Below are 14,336 nucleotides of genomic sequence, written 5' to 3'. Positions count from 1 at the left end.
AGAAATAGGTTGTTCTAAAAAACGGCAAGAATAAATAACTAACAACATAATATCAATAGGTTAATTGTTCAACCCCCACCCCCAATCTTTGATGCTTTGCTGAGAATTCACGAAAGCTCTCATACTATTCTCATTTGGAATATATCAAGCCAATTTTTCATTGGAGGTTAATAACGATTTAATTATCGCATGATTAAATTACCTCATATGGAGTAGTTAAAATTAATCCATAAGAGTTATTCAATGAAATGAAGGAGAACATCATGATCGTGATTAAACTAAATAGGGATAGTGATAAGGCATTATTAAAAGAATTCTTTGAAGCTGAACCCCGAGATACCCTATTAGCGAACGATTACATGGTGAGCACATTAGATGGGGACCATCCTATAAAGGTAGGTAATGATTTTCATGTTGGAATAGCCTCTCTGATTGAATTGGCAGCTGCCTGGGGAAAACTGGAGCACTTCCAATTTCTCTTAAACCTTCGAGAGGGAAATTTAAGTCGAGCAGATGCCCACAAAGCATTTTGCTGCGCGGCAGTGTGTGGACAGCAAGCAGTGGTAGAATATCTACAAAAGAATTGGGCTACTATTGCAGGTGATAAATTCCCTCCGTTTAATCCTTTGCTTTGGGCTGTAAGAGGTGGTCACTTAAATATAGTAGAATTTCTTCTGGGAAAAGGTTGGCCTGCAAATGGAGACAGCAATGCAGCACTTAAGCTGGCGATAGAGTTGGGTCACACGGATATAATCATGCATCTTGCAACTCAAGAATCCGTTCAAAAAAGTGTAGATCCAAATATAATTTCGAGTTTGCAGATTAAAAACAAGTTCGCAGCCAATATACAGATTCCAAATGAGAAAGAAGTACCGAAGAAAAATCCAGCGAAATCTCTGACGTTGCAAATGTTGCATATCGAAGTGATGAACTTTGTAAAAAACCATCTTATTGAAAGCATTGCTGCTCTTGACCCGCAAGACAGAAAAGAAATTCATGAGGATTTTATGAGTAATCACTGTCTGGATAAACATGCTTTAATTATTTTGAGTATACCTTCCGAAATAAAAAGGGAATTTCTTTTTAGTTTAAGTGACAAATATGGTGATAATTTTACACCAGAGTTTATAAACTTTGCTTTGCAAGGGCTCGATTTAGAAAAATTAGAGCGTAATGGTGATTTGTACTTTGATTTAAATATAGGAGCTCTGTTGCCCCCTGAGTCCGAGAAGATTTCGGAAACCTCCTTAAGCCTAGTTCCTCTTCCAGCTCCAGTAGTTATAAAAATACAATGGCTAGATGAGCTACAGCATCGTATTGAAACAATGTCATTTGCTGAGGATAAATTTTTCCAAAGTACAGTCAATCTAAAGCTGGAAAATGGAGGATTCAAACGGGTACCGCACTATGTAGTACCAGTTTATCAAGAGTTAATTAATCCACATTCAGAACCTACTGATAAATCAAAAAAGATTGAACAATGGACCAGGAACGCTCTAAAAAATCATAATAGCAAAATTCAAACTTCAGCAGAAAAAGCTTTTTATAGCAAAATTTTACAAAGCATACCTCTTAGTGCAAATAACAACGAGCATACAGCCCGTACTATAGGACCAAAATAGTAAGATTATAAGGGGGAGCCCTGTGAGGAGATGGGAACCAAACATGACCTTCCTACAAGATTGCAGAAAGGTCACCTCTGTTTGGAAGATAGATTCCTGCCTGCGCAGGAATGACATAAAAATAGATCAACTTATGCAATTAAAATACATTTTTTTAGTCATACATCTGAATTTCAAATTCGTCGGGATACCTCAGGTCGCGACTGCCTAAAGTCCTCCTCAGCCCGAACGGTTTGAGGTAGCATCCTTAACGTACTGCGCTTTATGCGCGGTACGTAGGCGAAGGTATAGCTTAACGTCAGTGTCTCTAACTTTATCCGCAAAGGGATAGAGAATATTTCGTCTTCGAAAGACTATTTATTTTATGAAGTCCCAAAGTCCGTATGCAACATGCATTTTTTTTGTTTTTCTTACGATAAGTTGAATAAGAAATATCATCGAATTGATAACATTATAAAAATAGGATGATTCACGAATAACATCGATATAGATGTTATAGCGTATTTGATCTGAATTATTAAATGATTGATGAATATAAGTATCATCAAAAATAAATAATGGATTTTCATACCAAAAATGCTTTTTGTTATTTACTTCAATATATATTTCATCATTTTGCACAGGATTAATATTATAAAGAACACGCAAGGTCATGCGTAAAGGGCCAAAATGTCTTGATGTAGAAGTTTGTTTATTAAATGCAGATATGCCTATTGTTTTAATGAATTTAAAGGGTTTATGAAAAGCGTCTATTTGAATAGAGTTGTTAATGTTTTTTCCATACCATTTAAAGAGCATCATGTTTTTTCCGTCTATCTTCTCATCTAAACTTTTTACTAAAAAATCTTTATTAATGTTGTTTAAAACATATTTGATTTCATTTTGGCATTCCATTGACAGATCGTTAAGTTCATAAACAGATTTTCTACTAAATGTTAATAAATCTATAAACAAATTAATGGGTGATAAAAGCCAGGTTATGTAATTAGAGAAAAAATACTGCTTAATTAAATAGCTATTGAGTGGCCTGTTAGCAGAAACATCAATTAACCCGCAGATCAGCAACCAAATGATTACTTTAGGAAAAAAATACAAGGAGGCGCCTACAATGAGCAAGAAACTTAAGCGGCTTGACATTTAATTTCCCCCTTTTTAAAACCCAACCCCAAGAAATAATGCCCCAGGTTAAAAATCTCAAATAGACATAAGGCAAAAAAAACATTTTTTCCTTATCTTCGCAATGAAATCAACGCTAGCGAGCCTGCATTCTTAATGCACCATCCAGTCTAATTACCTCACCATTAATCATCGCATTTTCAATAACATGCTTGACCAAACTGGCAAACTCTTCCGGTTTACCCAATCGTTTTGGGAAGGTTACGGTAGCAGCCAAACTATCTTGAACCTCTTGCGGCATATTCAAAAGCATGGGGGTTGCAATAAGCCCTGGAGCAATTGTATTTACACGAATTGCATGCTGGGCTAATTCACGAGCAGCTGGTAAGGTCATCGCCACAACCCCGCCTTTAGAGGCACTATAAGCCATCTGACCAATTTGTCCCTCAAAAGCAGCGATTGAAGCCGTATTAATGATAACGCCTCTTTCCTGCGACAGTTTATCGAGCTCAAGGCTCGCCATCGCGTTTGCTACAACACGCATAACATTAAAAGTTCCCACTAGATTAATATCAATAACCTGCTTAAAGGCTTCTAAAGGCATTGGCCCTTCTTTACCTACCATTCGTTTGGCTGGAGCAATTCCAGCACAGTTGATACAAATCCGCGGGATGCCGATTTGAGCAATAGTCTGAGCCATCGCTCGTTCAACATCTTCGGCAGAGCTAACATCACAGGCAAGCGCTAAGGCAACTTGCTCTGGGCTGTTTTCAATCTGTTTATCCCATACAACGACTTTTACACCTTGTTCACCTAAGGTCTTTACACAAGCCCTACCCATACCTGAAGAGCCGCCTGTAATTACAGCAGTCTGATTATCCAAATTCATTGCAAACTCCTTCTTAGATCTCTATTGTAAATAAGCTTTACTTAGCGCCTTAAACTCAGGTGTACCAGCCTGACCAACCCACTCAAAAAAGACCATTTCCGAGGTTACTAAATGCACGCCCTCTTGCTTCATCCGCTTAAGTCCATATTTATAATCAAGCTCGGAACGACTAGCTACTGCATCGACAACTGCAAAGACTTCATAACCCGCTTGAACTAAATCCAGCGCTGTTTGCAAAACACAAACATGGGTTTCAATCCCAATTAATACCATCTGCTTTTTCTGTAAAGGTTGTAATTTTTGTTTAAATGATGGCGAACGAAAACAGGAAAATTGCACTTTTTCAATGCTATCTTCTGCGGGCGCAAATCCGCGCAGAGGCTCAACGGTTGAGCCTAAACCACTGGGATATTGTTCACTAACTAAAATTGATACGCCCAATTCTTTAGCCAACCGCAGGGTCCATTGGCAACGAGCGACTAAAGCTTGGCTATTTTGTACATGAGGTGTTAGTTTTTCTTGTACATCAATGAGTAATAAGCACGATTTATCTCTTTCAAGTAACATCCCTTTCTCCAAATCGAAAAAACACCATCAGAGCTTAAATTAAGGGGGGCTGTCAAGAGTCACTGGTATTAAGTTATCCCGCAACTATTTCTCACAAAGCACAGTTCCAATATAGGGATAGATTCCCGCCTGCGCGGGAATGACAAATACTCTTAACATTGCCGCAGTATTGACAACCCCCGAGCCATAAGATTACAATGCAACAATGTTACATCACACTAATACAATATCATGAAACAACATCAACTACATAAACCAGATTCTACCCATCATCTAATGCATGCAATCAGCCAGCTAAAGAATGAAAAAGAAGCCTTAGCCTTCTTTAGTGATTTATGCACGCCAGCAGAGCTTGAAGCGATGACTGATCGTTGGGAGGTTGTGCCCTTACTTCGTCAAGGCATTCCCTACAGAACTATTCATGAGCAAACTGGCGTCAGCGTAACAACTATAACCAGGGTCGCACGCTCTCTAAGTTATGGAAGCGGCGGCTATAACCTAATTGCAGATCGTTTGGAGCAGCCGTGAAGACACGTTTACGTTTAGCCTTACAGAAAAAAGGCCGATTAGCACAAGAATCCCTTAATCTCTTACAACAATGCGGATTAAAGTTCCGCTTAAAAGACAATGCCCTCCTCACCCATGTCGATAACTTTCCCATCGACTTACTTTTTGTCCGTGATGACGATATTCCAACCCTTATTTTTGATGGCCTTTGCGATGGCGGCATCGTTGGCGAAAATGTCTTATTCGAAGCGGAGCTGGCAGCAAGCAACAATCAATATAATACTATCTTGGCGCTAGGTAACTGCCGTTGTCGTCTGTCAATTGCAGTACCTGCAGGCTTTGATTATCGTGGTTCAGGCTCTCTCGATGGTAAGCGTATAGCAACCAGCTACCCTTTACTACTCAGCCAATACCTTGCAAAACAACAAATTTGTGCAGAAACATTGATACTCTCAGGCTCTGTTGAGGTAGCACCCAGAATGGGTATGGCTGATGCCATTTGCGATCTTGTTTCAAGTGGGCAAACACTAGAGGACAATAAACTGATTGAGGTTGATAAAGTCTTAGATAGCCAAGCCGTCTTCATTCAAACCTCTAAACCAGTAGAACCACCCTTTGAAGTATTATTCACCATGTTAAAAAGGCGCATACAGGCTGTGCAACAGGCAATGGAGCGTAAATATATTCTTTTCCATGCACCGAAACATGCCTTAGAGCGAATTTGTGAACGCCTTCCAGGTGCGGAATCCCCCACTATCCTGCCTTTGCCAGCTAATCCTGACAAGGTTGCGGTTCATGTTGTTTCCAGTGAAGGCATTTTCTGGAATACCTTAGAAACAATTCAATCCTTAGGCGCCAGCTCGATTTTGGTCCTTCCGATTGAAAAAATGCTGGAGTGAATTTGATGTTAACAATAATTGATTGGCAAGCCCTGACCCAAGAAGAAAGGCAACAAAGGTTAAGCCGACCTGAACAGACCAGCTCCTTTAAAACAGAGGTCGAAAATATTATTAGAGCAGTAAGGGAACGTGGCGATGAGGCTCTCTTTGCCTTCAGCCGTGAGTTTGACAAGGCTGAGCTCAGCGGATTAAGAGTCCTCCCTAAGACTATCAATGCAGCAGCAATCAAACCCGAAGCCCAAGATGCTCTGGAACAAGCCATAGAAACAATAAGAACATACCACCAAGCAATGATGCCAGACAGGAAACAGGTGACTACAGCTAAAGGTATTAGCATCGAGCGAATTTACCGGCCTATTTCGCGAGTTGGTCTTTATGTTCCTGGCGGCAACAAGACTCCCTTAGTTTCATCCGTTTTAATGCAAGCAATTCCTGCCAAAGTGGCCGGTTGTCCAATTAAAGTTCTTTGTACACCGCCTAATAGCCAAGGGTTGGTTGACCCACACCTATTAGTTGCCGCCCGTCTCTGTGATATTGATACTATTTATCCAATTGGCGGCGCCCAGGCAATTGCTGCAATGGCTTATGGTACTGAATCAGTCACTAAGGTGGATAAAATTTTTGGTCCTGGCAATGCCTATGTTACCGAAGCAAAAACCTTAGTTGCAGCCGATCCCAAAGGAGCCGCTATTGATATGCCCGCTGGGCCCTCAGAGGTGATGATCCTTGCTGATGAGCAAGCAAATCCTGACTTTGTGGCAGCCGATTTACTCGCTCAAGCCGAACACGGGATTGATTCGCAGGTCATTTTGCTTTGTGAAAGCCAAAGCTTTGCCGACTTGGTCAATCAACGACTAAAGGAACAATTAGCGATACTGACAAGAGAGAGCATTATCAGAAAGTCTTTGCAGCAAAGCGCTATTCTGCTCTGTACCTCCCGCTCTGAGCAGCTGGAAATTATCAATAGCTATGCACCTGAGCACTTAATTATTAACTGTTCTGATGCGAGTGCTTGGGTACCCGAGATTGTTTCTGCTGGAACCATCTTTCTTGGCAAATGGGCTGCAGAATCGATGGGCGATTATATCACCGGCTCGAATCACGTCTTACCTACAAATGGCTATGCGCGCAACCACAGCGGCTTATCCACTATCGACTTTCTGAAAAGCTTAAGTGTACAGTCAATCAGCGTTGAAGGATTGGCAAACTTAGGGCCAGCAGCGCAAACCATTGCGCTTCTCGAAGGTTTAGACGCCCATGCCAATGCAATTAAATTACGATTAACTAATAAAAGGGAGTGCTGACATGTCCGTATTGAATCTGATTCGTCCTGACTTGATGACTATTCAAGGTTATATCCCTGGTGGCGATGACTTAGCCTATCGCTTACATGCCAATGAACTGCCCTGGGCTCCAGTATCCCTTGATACGGTAGCAATCAATCACTATCCTGACTTTCGTCAACAGCAGCGCTTGCAAGAGCAGATTGCCTCTTATTATCAGATCGATAGCGAGCAAATGCTGTTAACAAGAGGCAGTGATGATGGCATTGATTTTCTCATGCGACTATTCTTGACTGCAGGCCAGGATAGCTTTATGCAATGCCCGCCTACTTTTCCGATGTATGAGTTTTATGCTGGCTTGCAGCAGGCCAAAACCATCAACTGTCCCTTGGATGCTGACAATGGCTTTAGTCTGCCTGTGGAAAAACTATTTTCCTTATGGCAAGCCAATTGCAAGCTCATCATGCTTTGTCGTCCTAATAATCCGACAGCAAACCTGATTGACTTAGCAACAATAGCCCAGATTTGCGAGCAATTTCGCTCTAAGGCCGTCATTGTTGTCGACGAGGCCTACATTGAATTTGCTCAGGTTCCGAGTGCGACAACGCTGTTATCCTCTTTTGATAATTTAATTGTGTTACGTACCCTCTCCAAAGCTTATGGTATGGCAGGACTGAGACTCGGTGCACTCATTGCTCAACCGCAATTAATTAAGATTATGCAGAATGCGATGCCACCTTATACCCTGTCTAGCCCTGTGATTCATTTAGCCCAACAGGCCTTAGAAAATAAACCCTGGTTTGACAACAAAATCCAGCAAATTGTGAAAGACCGCGAAGTACTTAATGCGCAATTAAAGCAATCGGCCTGGATTAAAACTGTCTATCCAAGTTGTACTAACTTTATCCTTGTCGCGAGCCCCCATGCCCAAGCATTGGCCGCCTGGTTTGCTGAACTAGACATTGCGGTTCGCTATTTCGCTGCAGGTTCGCTACAGAATATGTTGCGAATCACAGTGGGTGATAAGAATCAAAATCAACGTTTGTTAGCTGCTCTAAACAGTTTTCAACCCTAAATGGGGATTGCTATGCAACGAGTTTTATTTATTGATAGAGATGGAACCTTAGTTGAAGAACCTGCGGATTTTCAGGTGGATGACTTAGCAAAAATCCGTCTCTGCCCTGAGGTCATTCCTGCACTTATCGCCTTGAGCAAGGCGGGTTTCCGCCTAGTCATGGTATCCAATCAAGACGGTTTGGGAACCTCTAGTTTTCCAACACCCTCTTTCCAAAGCTGCCAGGAGTTTATCCTTGCCCTGTTTCGTTCTCAAGGCATTGAGTTCAGCGATATTTTTATCTGTCCTCACAAAGCAGAGGATTACTGTAATTGCCGTAAACCCAAAACAGCCTTGTTGGATAGTTTCTTAGTGGAGAATCCTATTGATCGCAGCAATTCCTGGGTTATTGGTGATCGAGCTACAGACAAAGAGCTGGCTGACAATCTAGGGGTTGGTTTTCTTCCTGTTGCAGCAAACCACAATTGGCAGCAAATTGCTGAGACTATTTTAGGGAAAAAGCGTTCTGCCTCAGTTAAACGACAAACGAAGGAAACAAAGATTGAATTAAGCCTAAGCCTCGATGCGGAGGCAACAACCCGAATTAATACGCCAATCGGCTTTTTTAGCCACATGCTAGAGCAGGTTGCAAAACACGGCGGTTTTGCCCTGCAAATTGAGGCGCTAGGCGATATTGAAGTGGATGAACACCACTTGGTAGAAGACACGGCAATCACTCTTGGCGAAGCCTTGAAGAAAGCACTAGGGGATAAATGGGGTCTGACACGCTACGGCTTTACCCTCCCTATGGACGAGGCGCTTGCCTCTGTGGCCATTGATCTCTGCGGCCGCAGCTATTGTGTTTTTGATGGGCAATTTACCCGTGAATTTGTAGGTGGAATGGCTACAGAAATGGTGCCCCATTTTTTTAACTCCTTTGCCACAAGTTTGGGAGCAACCCTACACATCAAGGTCAGAGGGCATAATCACCACCACATGATTGAGGCCTGTTTTAAAGCCTTAGGCCGAGCGCTACGCCAAGCCTGTTTACAATCTGATAAGGCCTTGCCATCCACTAAGGGGGTTTTATGATTGCGGTGATTGATATAACTGGCAACAATTTAAGTTCGCTAACCAATGCAATCCAAAACCTAGGTTACAGCTATAAATTGACACATGATCCAGAAGAGTTGACTAAGGCTAGCCATGTGATTTTACCCGGTGTGGGTGCCGCCCCTGCGGCAATGCGGGCGCTAAAGGTCTATCAGCTAGCTGATACCCTGCGAGCCTTAACCCAGCCAATTTTGGGGATTTGCCTTGGTATGCAATTACTGCTCGAGCATAGTGAAGAAGGCGATGTTGCCTGCTTAGGACTAATACCTGGTAGTGTCAAACGTTTGCCGGTACTTACTGAACATCCAGTTCCCCATATGGGTTGGTCTAAATTGATTTGGACTAAAGAAACGCCTCTTTCGCAGGGATTAGCAGAGCAGGACTATGTGTATTTTGTCCATAGCTACGCCCTTCTTAATAAAGAGCAGGCTCTGGCAAGCTGCCAATACAGTGAAAATTTCACAGCGATTGTTCAGCAAAACAATGTTTACGGTATGCAATTTCACCCGGAAAAATCTGCTGAAACGGGTCTTACATTGCTTAATAACTTTTTAAAGTTGGAGGAAAGATGATAATTATTCCTGCTATTGATTTACAAGACGGCCAATGCGTAAGACTACGCAAGGGACAATTTGATCAGGTATCAATCTATGATTATTCGCCAATAACCCTTGCCCAAGGTTATGCCCTGCAAGGAGCAAAGCGTTTGCACATAGTTGATCTTGATGGTGCTAAATCGGGCGAAATCCAACAGCTGCCCTTGATTCAAGCGATGCACGGAGCAGACCTTTGTCTTCAGGTTGGTGGAGGTATTCGCAGCCTTGAATCAGCTAAGCGTTGCTTGGAGCTGGGTATCGAAAAGCTGGTCATTGGCAGTATTGCGATTAGCAATCCTGAGCTAACCGAGCAAATCATTGAACTTGCAAAGGCAGAGAATATTGTTTTAGCCCTCGATGTACACCTTGAAAATGGGATACCAAAACCTGCTATTCATGGTTGGCAAACTACAACAGATAACAGTTTGTGGGATAGGGTCGATTACTACCAGCAACGCGGAATTACAACGATCTTATGCACGGATATAGCAAGCGATGGCATGATGGATGGACCTAATTTCTTGCTTTATCAAGAGGCAATTAGTCGTTTTCCACAAATCAATTGGCAAGCCTCTGGTGGAATTCGTAATGTGGAAGACTTGGAAAAACTGGCTTCTCTTGGTTTAGCTGCAGCTATCTTAGGACGCATGCTCTATGAAAGTGATTTTGATATTTCCTCTTATCTGGCGAGACAGAAATCATGGTAGCTAAACGCATTATTCCCTGCCTTGACGTTTGTAATAATCAGGTGGTCAAAGGCGTTAAATTCCTTAATCACCGAGTTGTTGGCGATGTGCTTGAGCTGGCAAAACACTATTCGGCCATGGGGGCTGATGAGCTGGTTTTTTATGATATTACAGCAAGCTCCGATCAGCGAACTGTCAGCGCCTCTTGGATCAACCAGGTTGCAGCAACAATTAATATTCCCTTTACAGTTGCAGGCGGGATTCGTTCAGTTGCTGCAGCAAGAGCTATCTTGCAAGCAGGTGCAGATAAACTATCAATTAATAGCCCAGCCCTTGAGAATCCAAGTTTAATCAACGAGCTAAGCGATGAATTTGGTAGTCAATGCGTGGTAATAGGCATTGACTCTCAGTGGCTAGATGATGATTTTTATGTTTATCAATATACCGGCGATGTGACTAAAAGCAGAAATTCCAAACGAAAAACCCTCGACTGGATTAAAGAGGTACAAGAGCGCGGTGCCGGGGAAATTGTGCTCAATTGCATGCAAGCCGATGGTGTTAGATCAGGCTATGATCTGCGGCAACTACAATTAGCGCGCAAGCAAATACAAGTCCCCTTAATAGCCTCAGGCGGCGCAGGCAAGATAGATGATTTTGTCCAAGTTTTCCTGCAAGCCAAGGTTGATGGCGCACTTGCAGCCTCTGTTTTCCACGATAAGCTTTTATCAATTGCTGAAGTAAAACAACAACTCCAGACGAACAATATTGAGGTCCGCTTATGAATGATTTTCAACCAAGCCAATTAGATTGGCAAAAAATGAATGGGCTTATTCCAGCTATTATTCAAAATGCCAACAACGGCGAAGTACTGATGTTAGCTTATATGAATGAGCAAGCCCTGACAGTCACCCTCGAAACCCGCCAGGTTAGTTTTTATAGTCGTAGCAAGCAACGCTTATGGACTAAAGGAGAAAGCTCAGGTCATTTTCTATCACTTAAGGCCATTTCACTGGATTGCGATGGCGACAGTTTATTAGTGCAGGTTGAGCCACAAGGGCCAAGCTGCCACCTTGGTAATTCAAGCTGCTTTCAACCACCCATGGAATTCAAACTTGGAATCTTAGACAGCTTAATTAAAGTGATTGAAGAGCGCGCGCAAAGCAATGAGGCATCAAGTTACACCGCGAAATTGCTGGCAGAGGGACTCAATCGTTGTGCGCAAAAGGTTGGTGAAGAAGCAGTTGAAACCGTGATTGCAGCAGTTTCTAAGAACCGCGAAGAGTTGATCAATGAAGCTAGCGATCTCATTTTTCACCTTCTAGTCATGTTGCAAGCCTGTGAATTAAGTTTTTATGAATTGCTGGACTGTTTGCAAAAGCGGCATCAGTCGTTTGGTGAACGGGTTTGAGTCAAAGAACTTCGAACCAGAAGCCCCTCATCCGCCCTTCGGGCACCTTCTCCCCAAAGGGGCGAAGGGACTCTTATTTATCCCATCTCCCCTCTGGGGAGAAGGTGGCGCGAAGCGACGGATGAGGTGCGGTTTTAGCACAGCCCCCTTTACCCTTCGGGTGCCTATAACATGAACTATCCTAGGGTATTAGAAGAGTCCAAATCATCAAACTCATCAATTATGTCCTCATCTCTTTTCGAGCTTATTTCGACTACTTCGCCATCCTCTTTCACCATATCTTCCAAATTACCATTTACTCTTGTCTTAATGAATTCCTGATTATCAAATACTCTGGCTAAACGTCCTGCGCTAAAATCTGCCATTTCAGCATAAGTTGTCTCAAATTGCCCTCGCTGAACAGGAGCCATTTTTGGATTTAGAATTACTTCATTTCGTTCAGCAGAAAACCAGGTATTAAACTTAAAAGCCAATTTATCAATGAATTGTAAAAAAGAACGCAAAACTGAGTTTTGGTTTTCTTCTTGTATTACTGAATTGATACTCATTGAGGAATAATGCATTAAAGCTTCAGCTTCAATCATTGAGGAATAACCACCACATTGATAACGGTTAAACTTTTGCGGACCACCAAAACTAGTTGGATCTACATGTTGCCAATCTTCATCGCCTGGAGGCTTAATCATCGCTGTAAAATGATCTCCACCCCACATAGTTTTTGTACCAGCAACCACTGTAGCAGCACAATATTTTTTCTCTACAGGAGTTACATGATTTGCAAGGCAGTGATTGCGATATTTCAGATAACATTGATTAAATATATTGTTCATATACTCTTTTCGTGCCCTACTATCCATTTTTGAAGTAATATCTTGCGTTGCGGGCAATAAGAAGACAGGAACATTATCATCATCTTGTTGAACTACACAAAAGTCGACTGTTTGAGTTTTGCCTGAATTACCCTCATAAAGCTCCTCATCATAATCTAGAGAGAATTGCTTTATCTTCTCGGCAGGAACCCCTTCCAGTATACGACTTCTTGAGTTGTTAACCATCTTGTAGTTTCCATACTCCCGGCCACAACTATCCAAATAAGCATTATCTCCATTTTGCTCATTAGGTCCAATTAAAACGCCCATATGGGACCCCTTATAAACAATAGGTATTAATAGATACTATATCAGAATTAAGATGAATAGGTCAATAATTGCCCTACATGAACCCTTAATGCCCATCATTGTATTTTGGGGTGCAACTCAGCTAGATCACAGCCAATAACACAGCAGTCAGATAGCTACCCTCAGGAAAGGCCGCCAGAGTTGGGTGACAACTTGAGGGACCGAAAATCCCAAGAACTCTAACCTGCTTACCTGCCGCTGGCGCCTGACTACTCACCAGGCTAGAAAAATCCTGTGCCGATAAGGCTGAGGAACAATTGCAAGTCATCAATAAACTTCCAGGACGCATAGCCTTAAAGATTTCTCGATGCAGGAAACGGTAATAGTTTTTAGCCTTTTCAGCATGTCGCTGCGAAGGAACCAATTTAGGTGGATCAAGGATAACTAGATCATAGTCACCAGCCTGTTGTAAATAATCACGAGCGTCCGCTTCAATAAATTCAATATTACTAATGCCGTTTAAAACCGCGTTTTGCTCCGCTTGACTTATCGCTTGTGCAGAACTATCTACAGCTATGACCTTAGCTGCACCAGCCTTGGCTGCATGCAAGGCAAAACCGCCAGTGTAAGAATAAAGATCGAGTACACGTTTACCCTTTGCCAAGGCAGCAATTCGTTGATGGTTTTCACGTTGATCGAGAAACAAACCGGTCTTTTGCGCTTGCGAAAAATCAACCTGATAACTAACTCCAGCCTCGAGTACCTGCGCCGTCATTGGCTCGACCTGTTCAATCTCCGCTGTCCAGCCATCTTGGCCAAGCGGTTTTTTCTGCGCCAACCAGACGATTTTCTCGTCGGGTAAGAGTTTCAGAATCGTTTGCTTGATAATCTCCTTATTGGCTTCGACCCAAAGAGCGGAGCTCGCAACCACTGAGATCTGGTTAAAACGATCAATAGTCAGACCGGATAATCCATCAGCTTCAGAGTTGCAAAGGCGATAGGCCGATGTATCTTTATTAGGTAGTCCTAAGCTTTCACGCACAGCAAGCGCCTGACGCAGACGATAGGCAATGATTTCAGCCAGGGAAGAGTTATTGACAGTCTCCCAGCTTTGACAGAGAACACGAACGCGGTATAAGGAATGTTCGTTATAAACACCGGTAGCAAGAAACTCGCCCTCATCGCTAAAGACATCGACCAGGCTACCAGTAACCAGCTTGCCCTTAGTCTTGCTTATCGCCTTTGGAAAAATCCAGGGATGCCCGCGCCGCACAGTATTCTGCTTGATTTTATGTAAATAAACTGCGGCTTTCATAGATTAGAAATGGTCAAAAATTAAGAGTGGCGAAGTATAAACCAGATTAGTTCTCACTACTATCTCATTTTAAGCAAAGCCACGCCGGGTCTAACTAAGGCAGATCCCCAACATTACGTCATCCAGAGCGCCCCAGCACCTTTGGGGTAAACATCGATAAAGA

General features: G+C 42.5%; 15 protein-coding genes. 10 read left to right on the top strand and 5 right to left on the bottom strand.

Going from position 1 to position 14,336, the window contains the following annotated elements; translation table 11 throughout:
- Window positions 1-263: 263 nt before the first annotated feature.
- Window positions 264-1,622, top strand: a complete 1,359-nt coding sequence (locus BN1094_RS16275; protein WP_044012197.1) for an ankyrin repeat domain-containing protein — start codon at window positions 264-266, stop codon at window positions 1,620-1,622.
- Window positions 1,623-1,979: 357 nt separating this feature from the next.
- Here BN1094_RS16275 and BN1094_RS16265 read toward each other — a convergent pair whose 3' ends face one another.
- The 3 genes from BN1094_RS16265 to BN1094_RS16255 form a co-directional block, all read right to left on the bottom strand.
- A complete protein-coding gene (locus BN1094_RS16265; protein WP_044012195.1) occupies window positions 1,980-2,759 on the bottom strand; it encodes an aspartyl/asparaginyl beta-hydroxylase domain-containing protein in 780 nt (259 codons plus the stop codon).
- A gap of 115 nt (window positions 2,760-2,874) precedes the next feature.
- Window positions 2,875-3,627 carry an SDR family NAD(P)-dependent oxidoreductase gene (locus BN1094_RS16260; RefSeq protein WP_044012194.1) on the bottom strand — a complete coding sequence of 251 codons (753 nt, stop codon included), beginning with the start codon at window positions 3,625-3,627 and terminating at the stop codon, window positions 2,875-2,877.
- Window positions 3,628-3,648: 21 nt separating this feature from the next.
- Window positions 3,649-4,194 (bottom strand): hydrolase, encoded by a 546-nt coding sequence (locus tag BN1094_RS16255; protein ID WP_044012193.1) that lies wholly within the window; start codon window positions 4,192-4,194, stop codon window positions 3,649-3,651.
- Window positions 4,195-4,425: 231 nt separating this feature from the next.
- Here BN1094_RS16255 and BN1094_RS16250 point away from each other — a divergent pair, with 231 nt between their 5' ends.
- From BN1094_RS16250 to hisIE, 9 genes are read left to right on the top strand one after another with little or no spacing between them, the layout of a single operon-like run.
- Entirely contained in the window at window positions 4,426-4,722 is a 297-nt protein-coding gene (locus BN1094_RS16250) for a YerC/YecD family TrpR-related protein (protein WP_044012192.1), read from the top strand.
- The gene (hisG, locus tag BN1094_RS16245) at window positions 4,719-5,600 is read left to right on the top strand and encodes an ATP phosphoribosyltransferase (RefSeq protein ID WP_044012191.1); all 882 of its coding nucleotides are present in this window, start codon (window positions 4,719-4,721) and stop codon (window positions 5,598-5,600) included. Before BN1094_RS16250 ends, hisG begins: the two co-directional genes overlap by 4 nt.
- A gap of 5 nt (window positions 5,601-5,605) precedes the next feature.
- Window positions 5,606-6,904: a histidinol dehydrogenase gene (gene hisD / locus BN1094_RS16240; RefSeq protein WP_044012189.1), complete on the top strand. Its 1,299-nt coding sequence runs from the start codon at window positions 5,606-5,608 to the stop codon at window positions 6,902-6,904.
- A gap of 1 nt (window position 6,905) precedes the next feature.
- Window positions 6,906-7,958, top strand: a complete 1,053-nt coding sequence (gene hisC / locus BN1094_RS16235; protein WP_044012188.1) for a histidinol-phosphate transaminase — start codon at window positions 6,906-6,908, stop codon at window positions 7,956-7,958.
- 12 nt (window positions 7,959-7,970) lie between these two features.
- Window positions 7,971-9,029: a bifunctional histidinol-phosphatase/imidazoleglycerol-phosphate dehydratase HisB gene (hisB, locus tag BN1094_RS16230; RefSeq protein WP_044012187.1), complete on the top strand. Its 1,059-nt coding sequence runs from the start codon at window positions 7,971-7,973 to the stop codon at window positions 9,027-9,029.
- The gene (hisH, locus tag BN1094_RS16225) at window positions 9,026-9,622 is read left to right on the top strand and encodes an imidazole glycerol phosphate synthase subunit HisH (protein ID WP_044012186.1); all 597 of its coding nucleotides are present in this window, start codon (window positions 9,026-9,028) and stop codon (window positions 9,620-9,622) included. The genes hisB and hisH overlap by 4 nt, the downstream gene beginning before the upstream one ends.
- Window positions 9,619-10,353 carry a 1-(5-phosphoribosyl)-5-[(5-phosphoribosylamino)methylideneamino]imidazole-4-carboxamide isomerase gene (locus BN1094_RS16220; protein ID WP_044012185.1) on the top strand — a complete coding sequence of 245 codons (735 nt, stop codon included), beginning with the start codon at window positions 9,619-9,621 and terminating at the stop codon, window positions 10,351-10,353. The genes hisH and BN1094_RS16220 overlap by 4 nt, the downstream gene beginning before the upstream one ends.
- Window positions 10,347-11,114 carry an imidazole glycerol phosphate synthase subunit HisF gene (gene hisF, locus BN1094_RS16215; protein ID WP_044012183.1) on the top strand — a complete coding sequence of 256 codons (768 nt, stop codon included), beginning with the start codon at window positions 10,347-10,349 and terminating at the stop codon, window positions 11,112-11,114. Before BN1094_RS16220 ends, hisF begins: the two co-directional genes overlap by 7 nt.
- Window positions 11,111-11,740: a bifunctional phosphoribosyl-AMP cyclohydrolase/phosphoribosyl-ATP diphosphatase HisIE gene (gene hisIE / locus BN1094_RS16210; RefSeq protein ID WP_044012182.1), complete on the top strand. Its 630-nt coding sequence runs from the start codon at window positions 11,111-11,113 to the stop codon at window positions 11,738-11,740. Before hisF ends, hisIE begins: the two co-directional genes overlap by 4 nt.
- A 176-nt stretch (window positions 11,741-11,916) precedes the next feature.
- Here hisIE and BN1094_RS16205 read toward each other — a convergent pair whose 3' ends face one another.
- Together BN1094_RS16205 and BN1094_RS16200 are read right to left on the bottom strand one after the other, a co-directional pair.
- Complete coding sequence (locus tag BN1094_RS16205; RefSeq protein WP_052403349.1) at window positions 11,917-12,879, bottom strand: hypothetical protein; 963 nt, start codon at window positions 12,877-12,879, stop codon at window positions 11,917-11,919.
- Window positions 12,880-13,000: 121 nt separating this feature from the next.
- Window positions 13,001-14,173 carry a class I SAM-dependent rRNA methyltransferase gene (locus BN1094_RS16200; RefSeq protein ID WP_044012181.1) on the bottom strand — a complete coding sequence of 391 codons (1,173 nt, stop codon included), beginning with the start codon at window positions 14,171-14,173 and terminating at the stop codon, window positions 13,001-13,003.
- Between the last annotated feature and the right edge of the window lie 163 nt (window positions 14,174-14,336).

The sequence above is a fragment of the Legionella massiliensis genome (assembly GCF_000756815.1).
GTDB lineage: Bacteria > Pseudomonadota > Gammaproteobacteria > Legionellales > Legionellaceae > Tatlockia > Tatlockia massiliensis.
This window is presented reverse-complemented; position numbering and strand designations above follow the sequence as displayed.